The 26,047-nt window shown below is 66.2% G+C and carries 25 protein-coding genes; 16 read left to right on the top strand and 9 right to left on the bottom strand.

Translation table 11 applies throughout. The annotated features are described in order from the left end of the window. Positions 1-11: 11 nt before the first annotated feature. Positions 12-725, bottom strand: a complete 714-nt coding sequence (gene pgl / locus PCA10_RS07250) for a 6-phosphogluconolactonase (protein WP_016491397.1) — start codon at positions 723-725, stop codon at positions 12-14. After that, positions 712-2,184, bottom strand: coding sequence for a glucose-6-phosphate dehydrogenase (gene zwf, locus PCA10_RS07245; RefSeq protein WP_016491396.1), 1,473 nt, complete (start codon positions 2,182-2,184; stop codon positions 712-714). Before zwf ends, pgl begins: the two co-directional genes overlap by 14 nt. A 173-nt stretch (positions 2,185-2,357) precedes the next feature. Between zwf and PCA10_RS07240 the strand changes: the two genes are divergently transcribed. Next, a complete protein-coding gene (locus tag PCA10_RS07240) occupies positions 2,358-3,227 on the top strand; it encodes a MurR/RpiR family transcriptional regulator (protein WP_016491395.1) in 870 nt (289 codons plus the stop codon). Positions 3,228-3,392: 165 nt separating this feature from the next. Here PCA10_RS07240 and PCA10_RS07235 read toward each other — a convergent pair whose 3' ends face one another. Both PCA10_RS07235 and edd read right to left on the bottom strand, forming a co-directional pair. Beyond that, on the bottom strand, positions 3,393-4,979 hold the full coding sequence (locus PCA10_RS07235) for an alpha/beta hydrolase (protein ID WP_016491394.1): 1,587 nt from the start codon (positions 4,977-4,979) through the stop codon (positions 3,393-3,395). Between the two features lie 216 nt (positions 4,980-5,195). Then, positions 5,196-7,022: a phosphogluconate dehydratase gene (gene edd / locus PCA10_RS07230; RefSeq protein WP_016491393.1), complete on the bottom strand. Its 1,827-nt coding sequence runs from the start codon at positions 7,020-7,022 to the stop codon at positions 5,196-5,198. A gap of 331 nt (positions 7,023-7,353) precedes the next feature. On the opposite strand from edd, the gene PCA10_RS31090 reads away from it, so the two are divergent. After that, positions 7,354-7,485 (top strand): hypothetical protein, encoded by a 132-nt coding sequence (locus PCA10_RS31090; protein WP_016491392.1) that lies wholly within the window; start codon positions 7,354-7,356, stop codon positions 7,483-7,485. Between the two features lie 58 nt (positions 7,486-7,543). Further along, positions 7,544-7,969, top strand: coding sequence for an organic hydroperoxide resistance protein (locus PCA10_RS07225; protein ID WP_016491391.1), 426 nt, complete (start codon positions 7,544-7,546; stop codon positions 7,967-7,969). 549 nt (positions 7,970-8,518) lie between these two features. Here the strand turns inward: PCA10_RS07225 and PCA10_RS07220 are convergent. The 3 genes from PCA10_RS07220 to PCA10_RS07210 all read right to left on the bottom strand — a co-directional run bounded on the left by PCA10_RS07220 (position 8,519) and on the right by PCA10_RS07210 (position 12,397). Further along, complete coding sequence (locus PCA10_RS07220) at positions 8,519-10,009, bottom strand: MltF family protein (RefSeq protein WP_016491390.1); 1,491 nt, start codon at positions 10,007-10,009, stop codon at positions 8,519-8,521. A 31-nt stretch (positions 10,010-10,040) separates the two neighbouring features. Continuing rightward, positions 10,041-10,865 carry a polyphosphate kinase 2 gene (ppk2, locus tag PCA10_RS07215; RefSeq protein ID WP_016491389.1) on the bottom strand — a complete coding sequence of 275 codons (825 nt, stop codon included), beginning with the start codon at positions 10,863-10,865 and terminating at the stop codon, positions 10,041-10,043. A gap of 134 nt (positions 10,866-10,999) precedes the next feature. Continuing rightward, the gene (locus PCA10_RS07210) at positions 11,000-12,397 is read right to left on the bottom strand and encodes a purine-cytosine permease family protein (RefSeq protein WP_016491388.1); all 1,398 of its coding nucleotides are present in this window, start codon (positions 12,395-12,397) and stop codon (positions 11,000-11,002) included. Positions 12,398-12,744: 347 nt separating this feature from the next. Here PCA10_RS07210 and PCA10_RS07205 point away from each other — a divergent pair, with 347 nt between their 5' ends. The 5 genes from PCA10_RS07205 to PCA10_RS07190 all read left to right on the top strand — a co-directional run bounded on the left by PCA10_RS07205 (position 12,745) and on the right by PCA10_RS07190 (position 17,428). Continuing rightward, complete coding sequence (locus PCA10_RS07205) at positions 12,745-13,230, top strand: flavin reductase family protein (protein WP_016491387.1); 486 nt, start codon at positions 12,745-12,747, stop codon at positions 13,228-13,230. Between the two features lie 766 nt (positions 13,231-13,996). Then, a complete protein-coding gene (locus PCA10_RS07200) occupies positions 13,997-15,040 on the top strand; it encodes an LLM class flavin-dependent oxidoreductase (protein ID WP_016491386.1) in 1,044 nt (347 codons plus the stop codon). Between the two features lie 82 nt (positions 15,041-15,122). After that, the gene (locus PCA10_RS30715) at positions 15,123-15,263 is read left to right on the top strand and encodes a hypothetical protein (protein WP_016491385.1); all 141 of its coding nucleotides are present in this window, start codon (positions 15,123-15,125) and stop codon (positions 15,261-15,263) included. 120 nt (positions 15,264-15,383) lie between these two features. Further along, a complete protein-coding gene (locus PCA10_RS07195) occupies positions 15,384-16,070 on the top strand; it encodes a cysteine hydrolase family protein (RefSeq protein WP_016491384.1) in 687 nt (228 codons plus the stop codon). A 5-nt stretch (positions 16,071-16,075) separates the two neighbouring features. Next, complete coding sequence (locus PCA10_RS07190; RefSeq protein ID WP_016491383.1) at positions 16,076-17,428, top strand: purine-cytosine permease family protein; 1,353 nt, start codon at positions 16,076-16,078, stop codon at positions 17,426-17,428. A 393-nt stretch (positions 17,429-17,821) separates the two neighbouring features. Here the strand turns inward: PCA10_RS07190 and PCA10_RS30900 are convergent, their stop codons facing one another. Then, positions 17,822-18,034, bottom strand: a complete 213-nt coding sequence (locus PCA10_RS30900; protein WP_231866621.1) for a hypothetical protein — start codon at positions 18,032-18,034, stop codon at positions 17,822-17,824. Between the two features lie 25 nt (positions 18,035-18,059). Between PCA10_RS30900 and PCA10_RS30895 the strand changes: the two genes are divergently transcribed. Then, positions 18,060-18,200 (top strand): BRO-N domain-containing protein, encoded by a 141-nt coding sequence (locus PCA10_RS30895; RefSeq protein ID WP_231866619.1) that lies wholly within the window; start codon positions 18,060-18,062, stop codon positions 18,198-18,200. Positions 18,201-18,361: 161 nt separating this feature from the next. On the opposite strand, the gene PCA10_RS07180 is transcribed toward PCA10_RS30895, so the two are convergent. Beyond that, positions 18,362-19,027: a LuxR C-terminal-related transcriptional regulator gene (locus tag PCA10_RS07180; RefSeq protein ID WP_016491380.1), complete on the bottom strand. Its 666-nt coding sequence runs from the start codon at positions 19,025-19,027 to the stop codon at positions 18,362-18,364. 167 nt (positions 19,028-19,194) lie between these two features. Here PCA10_RS07180 and PCA10_RS07175 point away from each other — a divergent pair, with 167 nt between their 5' ends. Genes PCA10_RS07175 through PCA10_RS07145 form a run of 7 tightly spaced genes read left to right on the top strand, consistent with a single transcriptional unit; the run spans position 19,195 to position 26,011 of the window. Further along, positions 19,195-19,722, top strand: a complete 528-nt coding sequence (locus PCA10_RS07175) for a dimethylamine monooxygenase subunit DmmA family protein (protein ID WP_016491379.1) — start codon at positions 19,195-19,197, stop codon at positions 19,720-19,722. After that, positions 19,719-20,648 (top strand): PDR/VanB family oxidoreductase, encoded by a 930-nt coding sequence (locus PCA10_RS07170; protein WP_016491378.1) that lies wholly within the window; start codon positions 19,719-19,721, stop codon positions 20,646-20,648. Before PCA10_RS07175 ends, PCA10_RS07170 begins: the two co-directional genes overlap by 4 nt. Positions 20,649-20,663: 15 nt before the next feature. Beyond that, a complete protein-coding gene (locus PCA10_RS07165) occupies positions 20,664-21,683 on the top strand; it encodes a heme-dependent oxidative N-demethylase family protein (protein ID WP_016491377.1) in 1,020 nt (339 codons plus the stop codon). A gap of 32 nt (positions 21,684-21,715) precedes the next feature. After that, positions 21,716-22,846, top strand: coding sequence for an aminomethyltransferase family protein (locus PCA10_RS07160; RefSeq protein WP_016491376.1), 1,131 nt, complete (start codon positions 21,716-21,718; stop codon positions 22,844-22,846). Between the two features lie 35 nt (positions 22,847-22,881). Then, positions 22,882-23,736, top strand: coding sequence for a formyltetrahydrofolate deformylase (gene purU / locus PCA10_RS07155; protein ID WP_016491375.1), 855 nt, complete (start codon positions 22,882-22,884; stop codon positions 23,734-23,736). Continuing rightward, entirely contained in the window at positions 23,733-24,644 is a 912-nt protein-coding gene (gene folD / locus PCA10_RS07150) for a bifunctional methylenetetrahydrofolate dehydrogenase/methenyltetrahydrofolate cyclohydrolase FolD (RefSeq protein WP_016491374.1), read from the top strand. Before purU ends, folD begins: the two co-directional genes overlap by 4 nt. Then, a complete protein-coding gene (locus tag PCA10_RS07145; protein WP_016491373.1) occupies positions 24,641-26,011 on the top strand; it encodes an NAD(P)-binding domain-containing protein in 1,371 nt (456 codons plus the stop codon). The genes folD and PCA10_RS07145 overlap by 4 nt, the downstream gene beginning before the upstream one ends. The last annotated feature ends 36 nt before the right edge of the window (positions 26,012-26,047 follow it).

Below are 26,047 nucleotides of genomic sequence, written 5' to 3'. Positions count from 1 at the left end.
TTCCTTCGGGCTCAAGGGCACCAGTGGATTTCCAGTGGACGGCGCAGGAAGGCGCGGATCGGCATGGCCGCCACGTCATCCCCCGCCAGGGCGTCTTCCAGGGTGGCCAACTTGGCCTGGCCCTGCAGCGCCAGCAGCGTCAGGTGCGCGCTGGCCAGCAGCGGCAGGGTCAGGGACAGGCGCTGGCGCGGCACGCCGGGTGCCTGCATGGGCAGGCAGCGCTGCCGGCAGCCGGGGCTCAGCGCCAGCTCCAGGTTCGGGCTGGCGGGGAACAGCGAGGCGGTATGGCCATCTTCCCCCATGCCCAGCACCAGCACGTCGATGCGCCCCAGTTCGGCCAGGGCCGCGTCGGCCAGGCGAGCGGCTTCCTCCAGGCTCGGCGCGGCGTGGTAGAGGCCCAGCAGCCGCGCCTTGGCGGCCGGCCCCTGCAACAGGTGGCGGCGCACCAGTCCTTCATTGCTATCGGGGTGGCCGACCGGCACGAAGCGTTCGTCGGCCAGGCTGACGGTGACCTTCGACCAATCCAGTTCCTGGCCACGCAGGCGCTCGAAGAAGGCCACCGGGCTGCGCCCGCCGGACACCACCAGCACGGCCGAACCATGGCTGTCGATGGCGTCGCGCAGGGCGTTGGCCACGGTGATGGCCAGTTCACCGGCCAATTGTTCGGGGCTGCCGAGGCTGAGCCCGGTGACCTGCGTCGGCAGGTCGAGATTACAGATCGCCATACCAGCTCCTGCCATCACGGGTGATCAATGCAATGGAGGCCGTCGGCCCCCAGGTTCCCGCCGCATATGGCCTGGGCGCGTCGCCCTGCTGCCGCCAGCCGGCGATCAACTGGTCGCACCACTTCCAGGCGTGCTCGATTTCGTCCTTGCGCACGAAGAGGTTCTGCTTGCCCCTCATCACTTCCAGCAGCAGACGCTCGTAGGCATCCGGAATCCGCGCGCTGCGGTAGGTATTGGAGAAGCTCAGCTGCAACGGGTCGCTGCGCAGCTGCATACCCTTGTCCAGGCCCTGCTCCTTGGTCATCACCTGCAGGGAAATACCCTCGTCCGGCTGCAGGCGGATCACCAGCCGGTTGTTGATCAGCGGCCGCTGCTCGGGAGCGAAGATATGGTGCGGCGGTTCCTTGAAGTGTAAGACGATCTGCGAAAGCTTCTGCGGCATGCGCTTGCCGGTACGCAGGTAGAAGGGCACGCCGGACCAGCGCCAGTTGCGGATTTCCGCGCGCAGGGCGACGAAGGTCTCGGTGTCGCTGTGGGTATTGGCGTTGTCCTCTTCCAGGTAGCCGGGCACCGGCTGGCCGAGGATGCTGCCCGCCACGTACTGGCCGCGTACCACCTGCTGGCCGAGCTGCTCCGGGGCGATCGGCGCCAGGGCCTTGAGGACCTTCACCTTCTCGTCGCGGATGCTGTCGGCGGAGAGGTCGCTGGGAGGGTCCATGGCGATCAGGCAGAGCAGCTGCAGCAGGTGGTTCTGGATCATGTCGCGCAGCTGGCCGGCCTGGTCGAAGTAGCCCCAGCGCCCCTCGATGCCCACCTGCTCGGCCACGGTGATCTCCACGTGGGAGATGTGGTGCTGGTTCCACTGGGTCTCGAACAGGCTGTTGGCGAAGCGCAGGGCGATCAGGTTCTGCACCGTTTCCTTGCCCAGGTAGTGGTCGATCCGGTAGGTGCGGTTCTCCGGGAAGTGCGCGGCGACCGCGTCGTTCACCGCGTGGGAGGACTCCAGGTCGGCGCCTATGGGTTTTTCCAGCACCACCCGGGTGCGTTCGTCGGCCAGGCCGTTGGCGGCCAGGCCCGCGCAGATGGCGCCATATACGGAAGCGGGCGTGGCGAAGTAGGCGATCAGCCGCATCAGGGGGCCGAGCTTGTCGGCCAGGGCCGGGTAGGCCTCGGGCTCGAGGAAGTCCATGGCCAGGTAGTCGAGCCGCGCCAGGAAGCGCTGCACGGCGCCCTCCTCCAGCTCACCGGCCGGCACATGGCGGCGCAGGTGCGCACCGATGGCGGCGACGCGTCCGGCGGCGTCGCCCGTCTCGCGGCCCAGGGCCAGGATGCGCGTATCGGAGGGCAGCAGGCCGGCGCGGTCCAGCTGATAGAGCGCGGGAAACAGCTTGCGCAGCGCCAGGTCGCCGAGGCCGCCGAACAGCGCCAGGGTGCAGGGTTCGACAGGATGTGAGGCCATGATATTTGTTCTTCTAGCAAACACGGCCCTATGAATACACCCGCCCCAGGCTCGCAGCAAGACAAAATGTAGTAATAAAACTACATTTACCCTGACGCTAGATTGCGGTGGCTGCGCCTGGGTGCGCTCAGTAGGATAAGCCACCGATTGCCGGCCCCTTTCCAGGAATCCAGATGGACCGCGTGCACAACCTGCTGGAACAGATCCAGAACCGCCTCGGCGAACTGAACAAGGCCGAGCGCAAGGTGGCCGAAGTCATCCTGCGCGACCCGCAGCAGGCCACCCGCTTCAGCATCGCCGCCCTGGCCCAGGCGGCGCAGGTCAGCGAGCCGACGGTGAACCGCTTCTGCCGCTCCTTCAGCGTCAACGGCTACCCGGAACTGAAGATGCAGCTGGCCCAGAGCCTGGCCAGCGGCGCCGCCTACGTGAGCCGCGCGGTGGAAGCCGACGACGGCCCCGAGGCCTACACGCGGAAGATCTTCGGCAGTGCCATCGCCTCCCTCGACAGCGCCTGCCAGAGCCTCGACCCGCAGGTGATCAGCCGCGCCGTGGACCTGATGATCCAGGCCCGGCAGATCCACTTCTTCGGCCTCGGCGCCTCGGCCTCGGTGGCCCTGGACGCCCAGCACAAGTTCTTCCGCTTCAACCTCGCGGTGTCCGCCCACTCCGACGTGCTGATGCAGCGCATGCTGGCGTCGGTGGCCCACACGGGGGATCTGTTCGTGATCATTTCCTACACCGGGCGCACCCGCGAACTGGTGGAGGTGGCGCGCCTGGCACGGCAGAACGGTGCCTCGGTGCTCGGCCTCACCGCCGCCGGCTCGCCGCTGGCCAGGGCCAGCACCCTGAGCCTGGACATTCCCCTGCCGGAGGACACCGACATCTACATGCCGATGACCTCGCGGATCATCCAGCTCACCGTGCTCGATGTGCTCGCCACCGGCATGACCCTGCGCCGCGGCGTGGACTTCCAGCCGCACCTGCGCAAGATCAAGGAAAGCCTGAACGCCAGTCGCTACCCCAACGACGAAGAACCGAGCTAGGGCGCGGGTTCGAGTTCTCTACAGAGTCGTAGGATGGGTCGGGCGGCGTTCCGTTGAGCTGAGCGATAGCCATCGGTCGGTGTGATGGGTATCGCTCCGCTCAACCCATCCTACGGAACTGGCCCGGATTCCATCCGGGCCAGCGGGCTGTTGCAGGTTGGGACGTCAGAACGGCTGGCTGTCGTAGTCCTCGGTCGACTCGTTGAGGAACTTCTCGATATCGGCCTCGTAGGTCGCCGGCGGGGTCGGCTCCGGCACCGTGCTGCGTGGCGCCAGGCCGGCATGCTGGGGCTTCGGATCGCGGATCGCCCCATCGATGCGCTGCATCTGGTAGGGGAAGAAGGGGTTGGAGGTGGTGCGGAACAGTGAATCCAGCTGGACGATCAGCGCGCCCCGCTCGCCCCTCGCCGCCAGGGTTCCCAGGTTGACCCCGTACTCGGCATCGGAGCCGGGGGCCGGGCGCATGCCGTACAAGGGATCGTCCATCGGGAAAGGCACCGCGACGTGGGACAGCGAGAAGATGTCCTTCGGGTACTCGATGTGCAGGTCCTCCACTTGCTCCTCCCGTCCACCCGCCACCGTGGTGCGGGCCACCGTGTCGGTGGAGTTGGGCGCGGCGTTGCCCACTACCGTGATGCCGTACTTGTGCGGCAACGGCGGCAGGATGCGCGACAGGGCCACCTCGGAAGCCGAGCGCATCAGCGGGCCGAATACCGAGGCACGGTTGACGTCGTAGAGCACCAGCTCGCTGCCGTTCTGCGGCAGGTGCTCATAGAGCGCGTAGAGAATGGCCGAGGTACTCACGGTGTAATCCATCACCGACTGGAAGGTCAGTATCGGTGGCAACTCGTTGAACACCTCCAGGCGGGCCAGGCGCGTCACCTGCTGCTGCAGGGTGGTAGTCAGGCGGTGGGTCTGGCGCGCGCCGTTGACCGGGAAGGAGTTGTACTTGAAGGGGTTGAACTCCGGCACGATGCCGAGCCAGGCGGACTTGGCGAATGGCGGGAAGAAGGCCGGTACCGAAGCCAGGCCGGCGAAGCGGGCGAAACGGGTGATGCCGATCATCGGCGAGAGCAGGATCAGCCGGTCGGCGCGAGCCAGGGCCGGGTCCTCCAGGCTGTCCATGGCGTACTTCAAGGCCAGCGCGCCGCCGTTGGAGAAGCCCACCAGGTGCAGCGGCATGTCCGGCTGGATGCGCCGCTTGGCCTCGCGCACCGCAAGTCGGGTGCCGGCCATCCAGTCTTCCCAGGTGACGCTGGTGAGCGCCGCCGGCACCGTGCCGTGGGCCGGAATGCGCAGGCCGATGGCGACGAAGCCCTGCTCGGCGTAGAGCTGGGCGACATGGCGCAGGCTGAAGGGCGTGTCGGTCAGGCCATGGAGCAGCACCACGGCGCCGCGCACGGGACCCCGGGGCTCCATCACGTAGGAACGGTTCCAGTCATTGGCGAGGCTCGGCGGGTAGACCCGCGCGCCCGGGTAGTAGCGATTACTCGGGGTCTTCGCCTCGTCCGGGAGCTTGTCGCTCACCTGGCTGCGCACATCGGCGAAGAGCTGCGCTTCGCGGTCCAGGTACTGGGTCCAGTTGGAGCGGTCCATTTCTTCCACTGTCAGCTCCTTGGGCACGAAGGTGTGCCAGAGCTGCGGTGGTGGTGAACGCCATGCCGTGTAGGCACGTACCCCCCAGAAGGTCAGTAGAGCGACGGCAACGATCAACAGCAGGAGATGTCCGGTGGTTACCGCGAATTTTCTCATGGATATCCTTAACCTTGTCGTACTTGGGCTACGCCAGCCCGGTGCCCGGAGTGTAGTCCGCCGACGACACCCGGGAAAAAACACCGGAAACCTCCTACCGAAGATTGTGAAACTCACCTGCGGACAGCCACAGGTGCCGGGGGGCACCGCCTAGGCTGCCCACTGCCAGGCCGAGGTCGGCGAGCTAGCGGCCGAGGTCGCCGACCAGCGCCAGCTTCACGTCAGGCTTGCCAGGTTGCGGGTGAAGGCGCTGGCGCCCTCTTCCGCCGAACTGAACGACTCGCGCATGAAGGCGAAGAGTTCCCGGCCGGTGCCGACGTTGGGTTGCAGGTCCCAGCGGGCCGGTTCGCGGGCGGCGAACTCGGCGGCGTCCAGCCGTACTTCCAGGGTGCCGGTGACGCCGTCCACGCGAATCAGGTCGCCGTCGCGCAGCCGCGCCAACGGGCCGCCGTCGAAGGCTTCCGGGCAGACATGGATGGCCGCCGGAATCTTGCCCGAGGCGCCGGACATGCGCCCGTCGGTGACCAGCGCCACCTTGAAGCCGCGATCCTGCAACACACCCAGGAAAGGGGTCAGCTTGTGCAGCTCGGGCATGCCGTTGCTGCGCGGGCCCTGGAAGCGCAGCACCGCCACCAGGTCGCGATCCAGCTCGCCGGCCTGGAAGGCATCGGCCAGGGCCTGCTGGTCGTGGAAGATCCGCGCCGGCGCCTCCACCACCTGGTGTTCCGGGGCGACGGCGGACACCTTCATCACGCCGCGACCGAGGTTGCCCGTCATCACCCGCAGGCCACCCTCCGGCGAGAAGGGTCGCGCGGCCGGCCGCAGGATGCTCTCGTCGAGGCTGGTCGCCGGGCCTTCGCGCCAGACCAGCGCGCCGTCCTCAAGGAACGGCTCGCGGGTGTAGTGGCGCAGGCCACGCCCCATCACGGTGTTGACGTCCTCATGGAGCAGACCGGCGTCGAGCAGCTCGCGCACCAGGAAGGCCACGCCGCCGGCGGCCTGGAAGTGATTGATGTCGGCCTTGCCGTTGGGATAGACGTGGGCCAGGGTCGGCACCACTTCCGAGAGGTCGGCCATGTCCTGCCAGGTGAGCTGGACCCCCGCCGCCTGGGCGATGGCCGGCAGGTGCAGGGTGTGGTTGGTGGAGCCGCCGGTGGCGTGCAGGGCCACCACCGCATTGATCAGCACGCGCTCGTCGACGATCTCGCCGATGGGCAGGAACTGCCCGCCCTGGCGGGTCAGGCGGGTGACCTGGCGCGCGGTTTCCACGGTCAGCGCCTCGCGCAGGGGCGTATCCGGATTGACGAACGAAGCACCCGGCAGGTGCAGGCCCATCACCTCCATGAGCATCTGGTTGGTGTTGGCGGTGCCATAGAAGGTGCAGGTGCCGGGGCTGTGGTAGGCCTTCATCTCCGACTCCAGCAGCTCGTCGCGGCTGGCCTTGCCCTCGGCGTAGCGCTGGCGCACTTCGGCCTTTTCCTTGTTGGACAGGCCGGAGGGCATGGGCCCGGCGGGCACGAAGATCGACGGCAGGTGGCCGAAGCGCAGCGCCCCCATCATCAGGCCGGGGACGATCTTGTCGCAGATGCCGAGGAACAGCGCCGCATCGAACATGTTGTGGGACAACGCCACGGCGGTGGACATGGCGATCACCTCGCGGCTGGCGATGCCCAGCTCCATGCCCGGCTCGCCCTGGGTGACGCCATCGCACATGGCCGGCACGCCACCGGCCACCTGCCCCACCGAACCGATGTCGCGCAGGGCCTGGCGGATCTTCCGGGGGTAGTCCTCGTAGGGCTGGTGGGCCGAGAGCATGTCGTTGTAGGCGGTGACTATCGCCACGTTGGCCGACTCCATCAGGCGCAGGCGCTGCTTGTCGTCGCCGCCGCAACCGGCCACGCCGTGGGCGAAGTTGGCGCACTGCAGCTTGCCGCGCAGGGGCCCGTCGCTGGCCGCCTTGTGGATCATTGCCAGATAGCGCTCGCGGGTTGCGCGGCTGCGCGCCACCAGTCGCTCGGTTACCTCAAGTACGCGGGGATGCATGGACTCGACTCCAGATAGCGGGAGGATGTGTCGCTCATGGAAACCACAATACTTCCATCGGCCGGCCGAACCCACCCGGGCAAGGCAAAAACTTTTGTTATTACAACAACAAAGGCGCCACAGCCCGCGCCCGTTCCTATAGACCACCGCGGCACGGGCTTCGTGGCCAGCCAAGGTGCATTCCAGAGCCTTATGCCCATTTAGCAAAGCCGTTAGCACTAAATGCTCTAATAAATATATTGCGCGCAAAATAACTCAGCGGTAATTTCTGCCTCACCAAGTTACTTAGCGCACAAAACATTAACGAACAAACCAACCCTGGAGACTCGCCATGAAAGCCCTGATCACCTTCACCGCCGTCCTCGCGTTTTCCTCCGCCAGCTTCGCTGACGCCCCGCCGGAAAACAGCCGCAGTGGCAAAGGCGCGCTGTACCCGGAATGGCTGATCAACCACGACGGCTGATCCGTTCCACCCAATCACCCAAGCACACCACGCATCCCCTACCGAAAAGGACACCATCATGAGCATCGAAAACGTTCTCTACCGCGCCTCCGCAGAAGCCACCGGCGGCCGTGACGGCCGCGCCATCTCCTCCGACGGCGTACTCGACATCAGCCTGACCACCCCCCGCGAACTGGGCGGTGCCGGCGGCGAAGGCACCAACCCCGAGCAACTGTTCGCGGCCGGATATTCGGCCTGCTTCCTCGGCGCCCTGAAGTTCGTCGCCGCCCGCGACAAGCACAAGCTGCCGGCCGACACCTCCATCGAAGGCATCGTAGGCATCGGCGCCATCCCCACCGGCTTCGGCATCGAGGTGGAACTTCGCATCGACCTCCCCGGCCTGGACCGCGAGGAAGCCCGCGCCATCGTCGACAAGGCCCACATCGTGTGCCCCTACTCCAACGCCACCCGCGGCAACATCGACGTGACCCTGACCCTGGTCTGAGTCGCGACGAAAAAGGCGGGCATCCCGGGAGGGGTGCCCGCTTTTTTTCTTCGCGGAGGATGTTCACGCTGGATTGGCATTCTGTTGCTCAGCTGATTTCCGAGCGTGCTTCGGGTTTCCGTTTCGCCTTCCCGGGCGACTTCCTTTGGCAGTCGTCGGAATGCCGCACCACCCAAAGGAAGCAAAGGGCTCGCCCCGACATCCGGGTTTGGCTGCGCCAAACTCCCCTCGCTGCATCGTCGCTCCGGGGGCACGGCGCGAAGGGCCATCCATGGCCCTGCGCGCCTCTCGCGGCATCCATGCCGCTCGTCCCCCTCCACAACGATTCCGCTCGGCCTCCTGAAGGGGTGTTTGGCGCGGCTTCAACTCTCTGCCCGATATCAGGTCGGTTTGGGCATCAGTTTGTGCTCGTAACTCGTAGGATGGGTTGAGCGGAGCGATACCCATGCTGTTCGTGGGAGAGGATGGGTATCGCTGCACTCGGAGTCGTAGCCCGGATGAAATCCGGGGAGGCGGTGGGTTCTTCCCGGATTGCATCCGCGCTACCCGCTACGGAGTCACCGCGTTGACATTGCGGGCCTTCGCCATCTCCTTGTCGCGAGACAGCTTGTAGGCCACGTAGTACTTGTAGATGTTGCCCACGTAGTCCACCGTCTCGCGCCCCACCACCCGTGCGGCGGCATGCTCGACGTTGCCGAACCAGACGTTCTTGTCCAGCCCCGACTTCTCCGCCAGGCGGCGGAACTTGCGCAGGTTGCCGGGCCCGGCGTTGTAGGCGGCGAAGGTCATCAGGGTGCGGTTCATCGGCGTCAGGCCGGGGTCGTTCAGGTACTTGTCGGCCAACAGCCGCATGTACTTGCTGCCCGCCTCGATATTGCGGTCGGCGCTCTTGTCGATCTCGGCGATGCCCACGCTGGGGTCGGCGGCGGTGCTGGGCATCAGTTGCATCACACCCACCGCGCCGCGATGGCTGCGGGCCTTCTGGTCCAGCTGGGATTCCTGGAAGCCCTGGGCCATCAGCATCAGGTAGTCGAAGTCGTAGGTACCGGCGTGCTTCTCGAACAGCCCCACCAGCTCGGCGAAGCGCTTGAGCTCCTCCTCATCGGTGGCGTCGTAGAGTGCCTTGCTGTTCTTCACGTACTTGTTGCGCAGGCTGTTGCCGAAGGTGGTGCCCAGCTTGTGGGTCTTGACGAAACCATCCAGCGCCTTGAGCAACTGCGGGCTGTCCTTGCGCACGGCCCAGGCCAGCTGGACATCGTCGCGCACCGGCATGTCCACGTGGATCACCAGGTTCTTGAGCATCGAGTTCCAGGAGTCGGCGATATAGCGGTCGACCACTATGGCGTTGACCAGGCCGGCGTTGACCATCTCCAGCAGGTCCTCGGACTCCAGGTTCTCGTCGGCCGGTTTGATCACGATGGGCTCGAGCCCCCGCTCACGGAAGCTGGCGTTGAGCTCGATGAGGTGTTCGTAATAGCTGCTGGAAGGCCGCACCATCACCTCCTTGCCGGCCAGGTCGTCCAGCTTCTCGATCTTGTCGCTCTTCGGCCCGGTCACCACCACTTCACGCACGCCACTGGCAAAGGGCGTGGAGAAGTCCACCGATTGCTGGCGCTTGTCGGTGATCGCCAGGCCACCGGCGGCGATGTCCCCCTCCCCCGCCACCAGCTTGTCGAGCAGTTCGCCGCGGTCGACCGGGAAGAACGCCACGCGCCACTGCAACGACTTGTTCTTGTACGGGTGGTTCTTGTTCAGCCAGCCTTCCAGCGCCCTGCCGATCTCGTAGGCGATGCCTCGCTGGCGTCCGCGGTCGACGGCATAGAAGGTCTTGCTGTAGGGCACCAGGATGCGCACCAGGCGACGCTCGCGCATACCCTCGAAGTCGCCCTTCCAGGCGGCGGGCACTGGCAGCACCATGGACTCGACCTCGGCTTCCTCCGAGGCGCTCAGCTCGACGCTGGGCAGGTCCTCCGCCCAGACGCAACGACCCACCAGCAGCGTCAACGACAGCAGCCAGGCCAGGGTTTTCAGGGATTTCATGGAACCACCTCCGCCGCCGATAGCGGCGCTGTCAGAAGATCTCCTTGACCACCTTGAATGGATAGGGGACCGACTTGTACTTGCCGAGCTTGCCGCGCTTGGGCAGTTCCACCTTGAACTGGTTGCTCAGGTCCTTGTAGGGAATCTGCTTGAGCAGGTGGCTGATGATGTTCAGCCGCACACGCCGCTTGTCCTCGGAATGGGCCATGTACCAGGGCGCCCAGGTGGAGTCGGTGGCGGCGAACATCTCGTCGCGGGCGCGGGTGTACTCATCCCAGCGGGTGTAGGACTTGAGGTCCATGGGCGAGAGTTTCCAGATCTTGCGCCCGTCGTCGATGCGGTCCTTGAGGCGGCGGGTCTGTTCCTCGGCGCTCACTTCCAGCCAGTACTTGATGATGATGATCCCGGAATCGATCATCAGCTTCTCGAACGCCGGGGTCACCATGAGGAACTTGCGCGCCTGCTCTTCGGTGCAGAACCCCATGACCCGCTCGACGCCGGCGCGGTTGTACCAGCTGCGGTCGAAGATCACCACTTCGCCGGCCGCCGGCATGTGCTTCATGTAGCGCTGGCCATACATCTGGCTCTTTTCCCGCTCGGTAGGGGCCGGCAAGGCCACGACACGGAACACCCGTGGGCTGACCCGCTCTGTGATGGCCTTGATGGTCCCGCCCTTGCCGGCGCCATCGCGGCCCTCGAAGACAATGCAGACCTTGAGCCCCTTCTCCTGCACCCACAGCTGCAACTTCACCAGCTCCACATGCAGCTTCTTGAGTTCCTTCTCGTACTCCTTGCGCCCCAGCGCTTCACGCTCTGCCGCTGCGCCGCCGTCCGCTTTCTTCTTGCCCTTTGCCATGATCGGCTCCTGTGTGTGGAATTCGATCATTACAAGCTAGCTGACTGCCGCCACCTTGCATGGGAGCACGCGCAAACGCACGACGCCCCGGCCTGCGGGAGCGGACCGGGGCGTCGTGGGGACGGGACGACGGCTTATTCCGCCAGGCTCAACTCGCCCGCCGACTCCGTGCGGCCACGGGTGGCCAGGCAGTAGTACAGCGGTGCAGTGACCAGCAGGCCGGCCAGCCAGGACAGGTCCACGCCCTCGATCCAGTTGGCGTAGGGGCCGACGAAGAGCGCAGTGTTGGCGAACGGCAACTGCACCAGGATGCCGAGGAAGTAGGCGGTGATGGCATGGGGGTTGAAGCGCCCGTAGATGCCACCGTCGGCCGCGAAGATCGAGGCGATGTCGTAGCGGCCGCGCTTGATCAGGTAGAAGTCCACCAGGTTGATGGTGGCCCAGGGCACCAGCACCAGGAGCAGCGCCAGGATCAGCCCGATGAAATGGGAGATGAAGTTGGCCGAGGCCCCCAGGGCCATCAGGCAGCAGCCGGCCAGCACCACGGCCGACAGCGCCACCCGCACACGGATGCTCGGCGTCCAGCTGCCGGCGAAGGTCTGGATCGAGGTGACGATGGACAGTACCGCGCCGTACAGGTTGAGGGCGTTGTGGCTGATGATGTTCAGCAGGAACAGCACCATCAGCACCGGGCCGAGCACGCCGGTGGCCTGCTTCACCGCCGCCATGGCCTCGGTGCCCTCGGGAGTCGCCAGCACCGCCACCGCGCCGAAGCTGAAGGACAGGATGGTGCCCAGGCAGGCGCCGAAATAAGTGGCCCAGAACGGTTTGCCGATGCCGATGGAGGCCGGCAGGTAGCGCGAGTAGTCCGACACGTAGGGCGAGAAGCTCAGCTGCCAGATGATCCCCAGGCAGATGGTGGCGAGGAAGCCCGACAGGTTGTAGCCACCCCGGCTGAAGAAGTCCGCCGGCAGCTCGCCGCCGAAGATGGCGATGAAGCCGGCCAGCAGCGCGCCGCCCATCACCCAGGTGCCGATGCGGTTCAGGGTGTGGATGAAGCGGTAACCGATCACGCCGATGGCGGTGGCGCTGAGGGCGCCGATGATGATCGCGGCCGGCAGCGGCACGGCGGGCGCGATACCGTGGATCGACTCGCCCGCCAGGACGATGTTGGAAATGAAGAAGCCCACATAGATGACCGCGGCGAACAACACGATCAGCAGCGCGCCGTAGCGGCCGAACTGGCCCCGGCTCTGGACCATCTGCGGGATGCCCATCTGCGGGCCCTGGGCGGACGCCAGGGCAATGAAGACCCCGCCGATCATATGCCCGAGCACGATGGCCAGCAGGCCCCAGAGCAGGTCGAGGTGAAACACCTGGACCACCATGGCCCCGGTCACGATCGGCAGCGGTGCAATGTTGGTGCTGAACCACAGCGTGAACAGGTCGCGGGCCTTGCCATGGCGTTCGGCAGGCGGCACATAGTCGACGGTATGGTTCTCGATCAGCGTCTGCTGGGAATTCTCGGACATCGTCTTGCCTTGCTTATTGTCTTTGTAGAGGCGCCCCAAGGGCGTGCGGCTTCGGGGACCGACGATGCAGTCGGCCTCGGCTTGCGAACACCATATTATGGTATTCCAAGACTCAGACAAGGCCTTTTTGGCTGCCAAACTGTACTGAAAAGGGCCATTCGAGCCGCTGAAACGATCAAGCACATTCCAGCAATCCCCCGTGGTTGTTGGCTTTCAAGACGCTTCAGAACGTTCGTCGGGACGACGCCAGTCCCGGAAAAATACCACTTGCAATGAAAGTATTACGGTATACCATCAGACACAAACGAGCTGCCGGTCGCAGCCGCTTGCACTGACAGGTACCCAAAATGATCGACACCACTGTCTACAAACACGTCATGGGCTCCTTCCCCTCCGGCGTCACCGTGATCACCACCCTGGACGACGACGGCCAGATGGTCGGGCTGACCGCCAGTGCCTTCAGCTCCCTGTCCATGGACCCGGCCCTGGTGTTGTTCTGCCCCAACTACAGCTCCGACTCCTACCCGGTGCTGATCAAGAGCAAGCGCTTCGCCATTCACCTGCTGTCCGGCGAGCAACAGGGCGAGGCCTACGCCTTCGCCAGGAAGGGCAAGGACAAGGCCCAGGGCATCGACTGGAGCCTGAGCGAGCTGGGCAACCCGATCCTGGCCAACGCCACCGCCATCATCGAATGCGAGCTGTGGCGCGAATACGAAGGCGGCGACCACGCCATCCTGGTGGGCGCCGTGAAGAACCTGATCGTTCCCGAGCAGGAAGTGGTCCCGATGATCTACTGCCGGGGCAAGATGGGGGCCCTGCAGGCCTTCGCCTGAATCCATGCAACCGTGCTTTGTTTTACAGCCCCCTTTATTGGGGGCTTTTTTTTGGTTCCAGCTAGCTGACGTTCGTGTCTGGCTCATTGCCGAGCGGGCCGAAATCCATCGACGTAGGATGGGTTGAGCTTGCGATACCCATCAGCCTTGTCCGCATGGGTATCGCTTCGCTCAACCCATCCTACGAGTTGCGAATCGATGCCCACACCGACCTGAAACGAAGCAGAAAAGATGACGCCGCGCAAAGCGCCCCTTCAGGAGGCCGAATGGAATCGCTGTGGAAGGGGACGAGCGGCATGGATGCCGCGAGAGGCGCGCGGGGCCATGGATGGCCCCTCGCGCCGTGCCCCTGGAACAACGATGGAATGAGGGGAGTTTGGCGAAGCCAAACCCGGATGCAGGGGCAAGCGTTTTGCTTCCTTTGGGTGGTGCGGCATTCCGACGACTGCCAAAGGGAGTCGCCCGGGAGGGCGAAACAAAACCCACAGCCCACGAGGCAATGAGCCGAACCCCAGACTCACAGCCGACTCTCCCGGATTCCATCCGGGCTACGAACTACTGATCCCCACTCCCTGTTCAGCCAAGGCACCCATCGGAAAGACTTGCAGACATCCCATAATATGGTATACCAATATCCAACGATCCGCCCCGCCTTGCGAGACGCGTCTGCCGACGCAGCGGAATCCGAGAGATATCGAGGCGCAGTGCACGCTTCGCCGAACCGGCCAGCCCAGGGCCGAACAGACACAGGTTTGAGGAACGCATCATGAAATTTTCGTTGTTCGTGCATATGGAGCGGTATGACGAGCAGATCAGCCATCGCCAGCTGTTCGAAGACCTCACCGAGCTGACGCTGCTGGCCGAGGCCGGTGGCTTCAGCACCGTGTGGATCGGCGAGCACCACGCCATGGAATACACCATCTCCCCCAGCCCCATGCCCCTGCTGGCCTACCTGGCGGCCCGCACCAGCACCATCCGCCTGGGCGCCGGCACCATCATCGCGCCCTTCTGGCACCCCATCCGCGTGGCCGGTGAATGCGCCCTGCTGGACGTGATCAGCAACGGCCGCATGGAAGTGGGCCTGGCCCGTGGCGCCTACCAGTACGAGTTCGACCGCATGGCGGGTGGCATGCCCGCCACCTCCGGCGGCCAGGCCCTGCGCGAGATGGTCCCGGTGGTCAAGGCCCTGTGGCAGGGCGATGTCGCCCACGAAGGCGAGATCTGGAAGTTCCCCACCTCCACCTCCTCGCCGCGCCCGATCCAGCAGCCCGCCCCGCCGATCTGGATCGCCGCCCGCGACCCGGACTCCCACAACTTCGCCGTGGCCAACGGCTGCAACGTGATGGTCACCCCGCTGATGAAGGGTGACGAGGAAGTGGTGGACCTGAAGAACAAGTTCGAGGCCGCCCTGGCCAACAACCCCGGCGTGCCGCGCCCGCAACTGATGGTGCTGCGCCACACCCACGTGTACAGCCCGGACGACGCCGACGGCTGGAAGGTGGGCGCCGCGGCCATCTCCAAGTTCTACCGCACCTTCGACGCCTGGTTCGGCAACAAGCAGACCCCGGTCAACGGCCTGCTGCCGCCGAGCCCGGAAGAAAAGTTCAAGGACCGCCCGGAGTTCGAGCTGGAGAACATCCGCAAGAACACCATGATCGGCACCCCGGAAGAAGTCATCGCGCGCATCCGCCACTACCAGGAACTGGGCGTGGACGAGTTCAGCTTCTGGGCCGACAACAGCCTGTCCCATGCCGAGAAGAAGAAGTCCCTGGAACTCTTCATCGAACACGTGGTGCCGGCGTTCAAATAAGCTTCACCCCATGGGGCGCGCCCGGCGCGTCCCATGGGCAGCCCCGAAGGGGCCTCTCCAACCCCACAGACGGTCGATAACAATGACAGCCAACGACCTCGCCTTCCCCCCGCGCCCGCAACAGGGAGCCGCCCTGGCCTACCTGCGTGGCCGCGTCCTCCTCAAGCGCCTGCGCGCCTGCGTCTCCGCCAAGCAGAACGGCTTCTGGCAGATAGTCCGCTGAACGACTCCCCCCGCTGAACACCGCCCGCGTCCGACACATCGTGCGCCTGGCGCCTCCGTGCGCCCGGCCCCGACGGCGTGTCGATGCGTACCCGTGGTCCAACAAAAACAAGAGTTGCTCATGAACGCAGACAAAGCCTGCCTGGTCATCGACATGCAGCAGGAGGATGGTTTCCCCTTGCATGGCTTCGACCGGGTCATCCACAACAACGCCCGCCTGCTGGACGCCCTGCGCCAGGCCGGCATCCCCATCCTCTATACCCGTCACGTCAACGACGCGGACGGCGCCGACCTGCCCCTGGGCGAGCCGCGCGACGCCGAAGGCAGGCCGCAGAGCTACCGCGCCGGCACCCGCCAGGTGGAAATCCTCGAAGCCCTGGCGCCGCGACCAGGCGATGCGGTGATCGACAAGCCGCGCTACAGCGCCTTCCACCGCACCGACCTGGACCTGCGGCTGCGCCAACGGGGCATCCGCACCCTGGTGGTCACCGGGGTGCTCACCGATGCCTGCGTGCTGGCGACGGTGCAGGACGCCTTCGCCCTCGGCTACCGCGTGGAGCTGATCGCCGACGCCTGCACCACCACCACCGAGGCCGCGCACCAGGCAGCCCTGCTGATCCTGGCGAACTGGGTGTACTGCCTGGAGCTGTTCGCCACCGAGCAGTACCTGCGCCGCCTCGCCGGGCAGCCCTGGCGCTCCGTGCCCTGCAGCGAGCCGGACGCCTTCGCCCATCGCCCCGAGCAGTTCGTCGCCACCATCAGCCGCCTTCAAGACGCCCTGGGACTGCCCGGGCGCGAACAGGAGTGATCGCCATGCACGTCGAGAAAAGAAGCATCGATTTCATCCCCGAGAACGAGCGCCACGGCAAGCCGGCCTCGCTGTTCTACATCTGGTTCGGCGCCAACATGAACATCACCACCATCGCCTCCGGCGTACTGCCGGTGGTGATCGGCCTCAACCTGTTCTGGAGCGCCCTGGCGATCATCCTCGGCTCGCTGATCGGCGCCATCTTCATGGCCTCCCACTCGGCCCAGGGGCCGAAGCTGGGCATTCCGCAGATGATCCAGAGCCGCGCCCAGTTCGGCGTCATCGGCGCCGTGCTGCCGCTGCTGTTCGTCATGCTCATTTACCTCGGCTTCTTCGTCAGCAACACCTTGCTGGCGGCCCAGGCCATCGAGTCGGTGAGCCCGCTGCCGGCCGGCGGCAACATCTACCTGATCAGCGCCCTGTGCTTCGTGGTGGCGCTGTACGGCTACCGGCTGATCCACCGCCTGCAGAAGCTCCTCTCGCTGCTGTCGATCCTGGTGTTCAGCATCGCCACCCTGCTCGCCCTCGGCCTGCCGATCGCCGAAGGCCAATGGGCGCCGGTGGACTTCTCCCTGCCGAAATTCCTCGCCGCCCTCGGCATCGCCGTGACCTGGCAGCTGTCCTACGCGCCCTACGTGGCCGACTACTCGCGCTACCTGCCCAGCACCACCCCGGCGGCGCGGGTGTTCTGGTCCAGCTACCTGGGCACGGTCACCGGCGGCGCCTGGATGATGATCCTCGGCGCCATCCTCGCCGTGGGCATCCCTGACTTCTCGGCCAATGTCGGCGGCCACCTGGCCGGGCTGTTCGGCGCGGGAGCGGTGCTGTTGTTCGTGTTCATCGTCTACGGCCAGGTGGCCATCAACGTGTTCAACCTCTACGGCGCCTTCATGTCCACGGTCACGGTGATCGAACCCTTCGCGAGGCTCCGCGTGACGCCACGGGTACGCGGGCTGTTCATGGCCGCCATCAGCGTGCTGGCGACCCTGCTCTGCACCCTGGGGCAGGACAACTTCATCGCCTTCTTCCTCAACTTCATCTTCTTCATGAGCTACTTCCTCATCCCCTGGACCGCCATCAACCTGGTGGACTTCTACTGGCTGAGGAAAGGCGACTACTGCGTGGCCGATATCTTCGACCTCGACGGCCGCTACGGGCGGGTGAACGGCATCGCCTGCGGCAGCTTCGTCCTGGCGATCCTGCTGCAGGTGCCCTTCATTAACACCAGCCTCTACGTCGGCCCCATCGCCAGCGCCCTGGACGGCATCGACCTGGCCTGGGTGGTGGGGCTGGTGGTGCCGGCGCTCACCTACTACGGGGCGATGCGCCGCAGCCTGGCGCGGCAGTGCGCGGCCTAGAGCCGCGGACCGTAGGATGTGGTTGAGCGAAGCGATACCCATCAAACCCGACCGCATGGGTATCGCAAGCTCAACCCATCCTACGAACTGCGCTCGCGGTACGCGGCCCGACGCGACCTACAGGACCGTCTTGAGAAACCGCCTACACGGCAACCGCATTGCCGGCCTACAAGGCGCTTGGATAGGGTCTGCGGCGTTGTGCCCCTCTGGGCGCAACCGGGTGTGGAAGCCCGTACATTGATCGTTCACCTCGCCATAGCGACGCCTCGTGCGTCGGCAGTCTATGGCGGACCGTGCGAGCGGGCCTCGAGCCCGACCGGTTCTGGTGAACGATCCCGGTACTTCCACACTCGCACGGTCCGCCACCCTTTGATGGATTGCGGTGGCGGCTCCCTACCCTATGGATGGAGTCCCGTCATGCACCTTACCGAGATCACCCCGCGCACCTTCCTCCGCCACCGCCGCCAGTTGCGCGCCTTCCTCGTCGGCCATGAAGCCTGGTTTTCCAGCCGCGACCTGCGCCGCCTGCTCAATGCCGACCTCAACCCGCGCCTGCTCGGCCAGCTCTGCGACGACCAGCGCCGGCAGGTGAGCCTGCACCGCCAATGGCTGGTTCGAGGAGGAAACCGTGGTGAGCGAATCCGGCCTGCACGCCCTGCTCTGCACCTACTGCTACCACCCGGAGAACCGCGTGCTGCGGCGCTGGGTCAACCAGGAAGTGCTGCCAGGGCTGTGGACGAACGCCCACTCCGCACCAGCTTTCAGGATCTAGAGAACTGTAGGAGCGAGCTCCGCCATCGACCTGTCCGGCACCGTAAGGTGGATCACGCTTCACCGATCCACCATCGCCGCCAGGGCGAGCGCCGAATGGTGGAAATAAAAAGCGATTTCCACCCTACACAAGCGCCATAGCCCGGATGCAATCCGGGAATGTCACGGCCGCCGTTCGAAGATGGCGCCCTCGATGCCCAGCACCTCGCCGCTGCTGGAGTAGACGCCCACGCCGGTTTCCCAGACGTCCTTGATGCGTCCGTCGGCGCAGCGGATGCGGTAGCTCAGCTGGTAGGGCTCGCGTTTCAGCAGCGCGCACTGCACGCAGTACCAGATGTAGTCGGCGTACTCGTCGAGGATCAGCGAACCGAAGCTGTGCTCGGGGTCGCGGGTCAGGTATTCGGCGGTGTAGCCGGTGAGGGAGAGGCAGCCGGCGCTGACGTACTCCATGTACCAGGTGCGGTCGTTGTCGCCGCGATAGATCAGCCCCGGCAGGTCGTCGAGCAGCCCCCGGGCGGGCGGAATCGGTGCGGCCGGGACCGGGGCTGCACTGTCCGGGGGCAACGGCGGTTCCTCGGTAGTGCGCCAGGAAGCGCCGCTGCGATGGACCCGCGTGGCCAGTTCCAGGCGCGAATGCAGGCGGAACTTGCGCAGCAGGTTGCGCACGTAGATTTTCACCGTGCCGTCGCTGATGCCCAGTTCACGGGCGATCTGCTTGTTGCTGAGGCCCGCGCCGATGAGCGAGAGGGTCTGGCCCTCGCGCTCGGTCAGCTCATCCCAGGCCGGGGCAACTGGCACGGCGGTCAGTGACAAGCTGGCGTTGTGCATCGTTCTCCTCCTCCGGCGCGGGGTTGGCGGGTATCCTGTCGCAGCAACTTCCATGCCTTCCCTCCACCACTACCCCTTTAGGCGTATCTCCTCCTGCGGATTGAGCGCGGATTCCCTTCGAGAAAATATTTTCTCCACGAGGAAACAGGCGAATCCGCGAGGACAGCATGAGCAGCGCCCCCACCGACCATCCCTTCAGCGTTCCGCGTTACCCCAGTGGCCAGCCCTGCCCGGAGGCTCCCGAACACCTGCTGGTGACCCAGGGCACGGAAGCCGCCCTGCGCGGCACCCTGGCCGCGCAACTCGGCGCCGTGCCGGTCAGCCATCTGGCCCTGCCGGACTTCCCCCACCAGGCCGCGCTGCAAGCCGCCCTGCGGGCCAGGCTGGACGCCGCCCCCGCCGGCCTGCGCCTGGAATTGCACGGCGACGAAGCCTTCATCTGGCCACTGCACGCCCTGGCCCGCCAGGCCGGCCTGCAGGCCGACGAGATCCTCCTGCACTGCGACGCCTCCGGCAGCCGCCGGGTGTTCTGCGTGCACTGCGCCAATTGCCAGCCGGCGGGCGCCTCTGCGCACCTGACCTGCGCCCACTGCGGCGTGGTGCTGGAGGTGCGCCGCCACTTCTCCCAGCGCCTGGGGGCCTACCTCGGGGTCTGCGCCGATGCCGACCAGCCCTATCAGGAGATCCAGCCATGAGCGCCCTGCTCGATGTCCGCGTCGCCGCCATCCGCGAACTCACCCCGGTGATACGCGAGTACCGCCTGGAAGCCCTCGGCGGCGCCCTGCCCGGCTTCTCCGCCGGCAGTCACGTGCAGCTGCACCTGCCCAATGGACGGCGCAACGCCTACTCGCTGCTAGGGGACCCCGCCGACACCCGCCAGTACCGCATCGCCGTGCGCCAGCAGGAGGCCTCCCGTGGCGGCTCGCGCTACCTGCACCAGCAGCTCAGGGCCGGCGACGTGCTGCGCCTGTCGGCGCCGGCCAACCTGTTCCCGCTGCACAGCGAGGCGCGCAAGCACCTGCTGGTGGCCGCCGGCATCGGCATCACCCCCTTCCTCGCCCATAGTCGGGAGCTACTGCGCCAGGGCGCCGACTTCGAACTGCACTACGCCTACCGCGCCGGGGTCAGCGACGCCTACCTGGCCGAGCTGCGCCAGCTGCTGGGCCCGCGCCTTGCCGAATACCCCGCCGGCCAGCGCCGCCTCGACCCGGCCGCCCTGCTGCGCGGGCGCCCCCTGGGCAGCCACGTCTACGCCTGCGGCCCGCAGTCCCTGCTGCTGGACCTCAAGGAGCAGGCCGCCGCCCAGGGCTGGAGCGACCGCCGCGTGCACTGGGAGGCCTTCGCCGCACCGGAGCCCGGCCAGCCCTTCCGCGTCGAGCTGGCGCGCAGCGGCCGGCAGCTGGAAGTGGGCGCCGACCAAAGCCTGCTGGAGGCCCTGGAGGCCAACGGGGTGGAAATCCCCAACCTGTGCCGGGGCGGGGTCTGTGGCCAGTGCCAGACGCCCTACCTGAAGGGTGACGTGGAGCACCGCGACCACTTCCTCGCCGCCGCCGAGCGCAGCAACAGCCTGATGCCCTGCGTCTCGCGCGGCTGCGGCAGCCCGATCCTGCTGGACATCTGACCCGGAGAGCACCCCATGACCACCCTGACCTTCAAGCCGCTGGAGACCTACCGGGACGACTTCAGCTTCCGCAACAGCCCGGAGGCCATCGCTCGCTTCCCCTTCCCCTTCCCGGAAGACCAGTACATGTACTCGGTGAACCTGGAACCGGCGGTGTCCCGCGACCCCGGCTCGGTGTTCGAGCACCTGTTCGACGTGGACGAGCACTACGTGTCCGAGATGGCCGAGCGCGCCCGCGTGCTGGAGCGCGACCCCGAGCGCTGCCTGGTGATGCCGCACATGGCCCCGGCCGCCTGGGACACCCTGGCGCTGCTGATGGAGAACCTGTCGCGGGATTATCCACAGCACTTCCGCCTGGACCGCGAGGGCGACGCCTGGCACTGGCACAACCTCGCCCTGGGCATCGACCAGCGCTTCACCTTCGGCGACCCGGCGACCCTGCCCTGCGAGCCGCTGGAGTACATCACCCGGCAGATGCAGGGCGACTTCGCGGTGCTCGACCAGCGTGACGGCGACCTGTTCATGGACGCCGGCATGGTCACCTGCCCGGCCGACTGGTCCCTGCGCTTCGACGCCGGCATGAGCTTCAAGCAGTGGCACTCTCCGGTGCCCATGGCCCACCAGATCGGGGTGTTCGACCGCGCCCTGAAGTACCTGCTGAACATCCAGGTGGGCGCGCCGGTGCGTCGGCTGAACTGGACCCTGACCATCAACCCGCGCCTGGACACCTCCCCCGAGACCTACCACGAGTGGGGCAACGACCGCGGCAAGGTCACCCCGGACAACGTCGGCCGCCTGGTGCACCTGCGCGTCGAGTTGCAGCTGATGGTCCGCCTGCCGCGCTCCAACGCCCTGCTGTTCGGCATCCGCACCTACCTGATCAGCCTCGACGAGCTGGTCAGCAACCCGGCCTGGGCGCGGCGCATGCACCGCGTGATGCGCGACCTGCCCGCGCCCATCGCCGACTACAAGGGCATCACCCGCTACCGCCAGACGCTGGTCGACTGGCTGCGCCGCTTCGACCCCGAAGCCTGACATCACCCCACCGACAACAAGAGGACATTCCCATGGCCAACTCATGGCGCATCAGTGCGCTCCGCGAACGCCACCTGGCACTCGGCTCGAACCTGGAAGACTGGAACGGCATGGGCACCGCCTGGACCTATGCCAGCGATCTCGCCGACCACCACGAGGCCATCCGCACCCGCGCCGGCCTGATGGATGTGTCGGGCCTGAAGAAGGTGCACTACGTCGGCCCCCACGCCGAAAGCCTGCTGCAGTACGCCACTACCCGCGACATCGCCAAGCTCTACCCGGGCAAGTCGGTGTACGCCTGCATGCTGGATGAAGACGGCACCTTCGCCGACGACTGCATCGTCTACCGCACCGGCCCCAACGCCTTCATGGTGGTGCACGGCGCGGGCATCGGCCACGAGATGCTCATCCGCTCGGCCCAGGGCCGCCAGGTGGCGGTGCTGTTCGACGACGACCTGCACGACCTGTCCCTGCAGGGCCCCAAGGCGGTGGACTTCCTCGCCGAGCACGTGCCCGGCATCCGCGACCTGCCCTACTTCCACCACCTGCAGACCAAGCTCTTCGAGCGCCCGGTGATGATCTCCCGCACCGGCTACACCGGCGAGCGCGGCTACGAGATCTTCTGCAAGGCCGCCGACGCCCCGGCCATCTGGGACGGCATCCTGGAGAAGGGCACGGACCTCGGCATCATCCCCTGCGCCTTCACGGCTCTCGACTGGCTGCGGGTGGAGAGCTACCTGCTGTTCTACCCCTACGACAACTCGCAGATGTACCCCTTCGCCGACCAGAAGGCCGGCGACACCCTCTGGGAACTGGGCCTGGACTTCACCGTGTCCCCCGGCAAGCAGGACTTCCGTGGCGCCGGCGAGCACTACCGCCGCCAGGGCCAGGAGCGCTTCAGGATCTTCGGGGTGCTGCTCGACGGCCAGGTCGCCGCGCAGAACGGCGACACCCTCTGGCATGAGGGCCGCGAGGTCGGCGTGATCACCTGCGCCATGTACTCGCGCCTCACCGATCGCTCCATGGCCATTGCCCGCGTCGAGCCCGACATCGCCGAACAGGGCGTGCCCCTGGAGGTGCGCGGCAGCCTCAGCGTGAAGGCCATCGCCCACAACCTGCCGTTCGACGACCCCGAGAAGAAGAAGCGCACCGCCAAGGGCTGAGCGCACCCGACCTTGCCTGCACGAGACCGACAACCATGAGTCACTACATCCTCAAGATCAGCTGCCCGGCCACCTCCGGAATCGTCGCGGCGGTCACCACCTACCTGGCCGGGCGCCAGTGCTACCTGAGCGAACTCGCCCAGTTCGACGACGAGATCACCGGGCGCTTCTTCATGCGCGCGGTGTTCCGCTTCAACACCGGCGCCAAGGCCGATATCGAGGCCCTGCGCCAGGGCTTCGACGACGTCGCGGTGCCCTTCGCCATGGACTGGGAACTGTTCGACGGCGACCGGCCCATGCGCGTGCTACTGATGGTGAGCAAGTACGACCATTGCCTCTCCGACCTGCTCTACCGCCACCAGAAGGGCGAGATGGACATGCAGGTCACCGCCATCATCTCCAACCACCTGGACCTGCGGCCCATGGCCGAGCGCGAGGGCATCCGCTTCATCTACCTGCCGGTAACCCGCGACACCAAGGCCCAGCAGGAAGCGGCCCTGCTGCAGATAGTCGAGGAGACCGGCACCGAGCTGGTGGTGCTCGCCCGCTACATGCAGATCCTCTCCGATGACCTGTGCAAGCAGCTGTCCGGCCGCGCCATCAACATCCACCACTCGTTCCTGCCCGGATTCAAGGGCGCCAAGCCTTACCACCAGGCCTACGAGCGCGGGGTGAAGCTGATCGGCGCCACCGCCCACTACGTAACCAGCGACCTCGACGAAGGCCCGATCATCGAGCAGGAAGTGCAGCGCGTGGACCACGCCTACCTGCCCGACGACCTGGTCGCCATCGGCCGCGACACAGAAACCGTGGCCCTGTCCAAGGCACTGAAGTACCACCTGGAGCACCGGGTCCTGCTCAACGGCGACAAGACGGTGATCTTCCGATGAGCGCCGCCTCCACTCCCCTGCTCATCGACGGCAAGGCAGCGGCGGCGCGGGTGCTGGCCGAGGTTGGCCGCGAGGTTATCGCCCTCAAGGATGCGGGCCTCGCCCCGGCGCTCGCCGTGGTGCTGGTGGGCCAGGACCCGGCCAGCCAGGTCTATGTGCGCAACAAGGTTCTGCGGGCCGAGGAATGCGGCATCCGTTCGCTCGAACACAAGCTGCCGGCGGACACCGCCGAGGCCGACTTGCTGGCACTTATCCACACGCTCAACGGCGACGACAGCGTCCACGGCATCCTCGTCCAGCTGCCGCTGCCGGGGCATATCGACGAGAGCCGCGTGCTCCAGGCCGTGAGTCCGCTGAAGGATGTGGACGGTTTCCATGCCGAAAACGTCGGCGGCCTCAGCCAGGGCCGCGACGTGCTCACTCCCTGCACCCCGGCCGGTTGCCTGCGTCTGCTGCAGGACACCTGTGGCAACCTCACCGGCAAGCACGCGGTGGTGATCGGCCGCTCGAATATCGTCGGCAAGCCCATGGCCGCCCTGCTGCTGAAAGCCCACTGCACGGTGACCGTGGTGCATTCCAGAAGCGCCAACCTGAAAGAGCTGTGCCGCCAGGCCGACATCGTGGTCGCCGCCGTGGGCCGCCCGCGTCTGGTGGATGCCGAGTGGCTGAAGCCCGGCGCCGTGGTCATCGATGTGGGCATCAACCGCATTGAAGAAGACGGCCGTTCGAAACTGGTGGGTGACGTGGACTTCGACTCCGCCCTCGCCCACGCCGCCGCCATCACCCCGGTGCCCGGCGGCGTCGGGCCCATGACCATCGCCTTCCTGATGAAGAACACCCTGGCCGCGGCGCGCCTCCAGCACCCGGCCGCCGGCCTGCCCCAACCTTCCATGGAGAACCCAGCATGAAACAACGAGTCGCCATCATCGGCGCCGGCCCCTGCGGCCTCGCCCAGTTGCGTGCCTTCCAGTCGGCCAGGGCGGGCGGCGCGGAGATCCCCGAACTGGTCTGCTTCGAGAAGCAGTCCGACTGGGGCGGCATGTGGAACTACACCTGGCGCACCGGTCTCGACGAGCACGGCGAGGCGGTGCACGGCAGCATGTACCGCTACCTCTGGTCCAACGGGCCGAAGGAGTGCCTGGAGTTCGCCGACTACAGCTTCGACGAGCACTTCGGCCGCCCCATGGGGTCCTACCCGCCCCGCGAGGTGCTCTGGGACTACATCAAGGGCCGCGTGGAAAAGGCCGGCGTGCGCCCCTGGATCCGCTTCAACACCACCGTGCGCGGGGTGGCCTTCGACGCCGAAAGCCAGACCTTCGAAGTCACCGCCCACAGCTACGAGCAGGACCTGACCTACAGCGAGACCTTCGACTACGTGGTGGTCGCCAGCGGCCACTTCTCCACCCCCAACGTGCCCTACTTCCCGGGTTTCGAGAGCTTCGCCGGGCGCGTGCTGCATGCCCACGACTTCCGCGACGCCCTGGAATTCAAGGGCAAGGACGTGCTCATCGTCGGCGGCAGCTACTCGGCCGAGGACATCGGCTCGCAATGCTTCAAGTACGGCGCCCGCTCCATCACCAGCTGCTACCGCAGCGCGCCCATGGGCTACAAGTGGCCGGAGAACTGGGAAGAGAAACCCCTGCTCACCCATGTGAAGGGCAGCACCGCCTTCTTCGCCGACGGCAGCAGCCGGCACATCGACGCCATCATCCTGTGCACCGGCTACAAGCATCACTTCCCCTTCCTGCCGGAAGAACTGCGGCTGAAGACCGGCAACCGCCTCTGGCCGCTGAACCTCTACAAGGGCGTGTTCTGGGAGCAGAACCCGAAGCTGATCTACCTCGGCATGCAGGACCAGTGGTACAGCTTCAACATGTTCGACGCCCAGGCCTGGTATGCCCGCGACGTGATCCTCGGGCGCATCGCCCTGCCCGACTTCGAGCGCATGCAGGCCGAGGACCTGGCCTGGCGCCGCGAGGAAGAAACCCTGGAAACCGCCCAGCAGATGTTCGAGTTCCAGGGCGAGTACATCCGCCAGCTGATCGAGGCCACCGACTACCCGAGCTTCGACATAGCCGAGGTGAACCGGACCTTCCTGGAGTGGAAGCACGACAAGTACGAAAACATCATGGGCTACCGCGACAAGTGCCACCGCTCGCTCATCACCGGGACCATGGCCACGCCCCACCACACCCCCTGGCTGCAAGCCCTCGACGACTCCCTGGGTGCCTACCTGGCCGATAGCCCGGAGCCTTCCATGAAGGCGACGGGTTGATCTCAGACGAACGATGACGAACCCGTGAACGGTGCG

It is taken from the genome of Pseudomonas resinovorans NBRC 106553, assembly GCF_000412695.1.
Classification (GTDB): Bacteria; Pseudomonadota; Gammaproteobacteria; order Pseudomonadales; family Pseudomonadaceae; genus Metapseudomonas; species Metapseudomonas resinovorans_A.
This window is presented reverse-complemented; position numbering and strand designations above follow the sequence as displayed.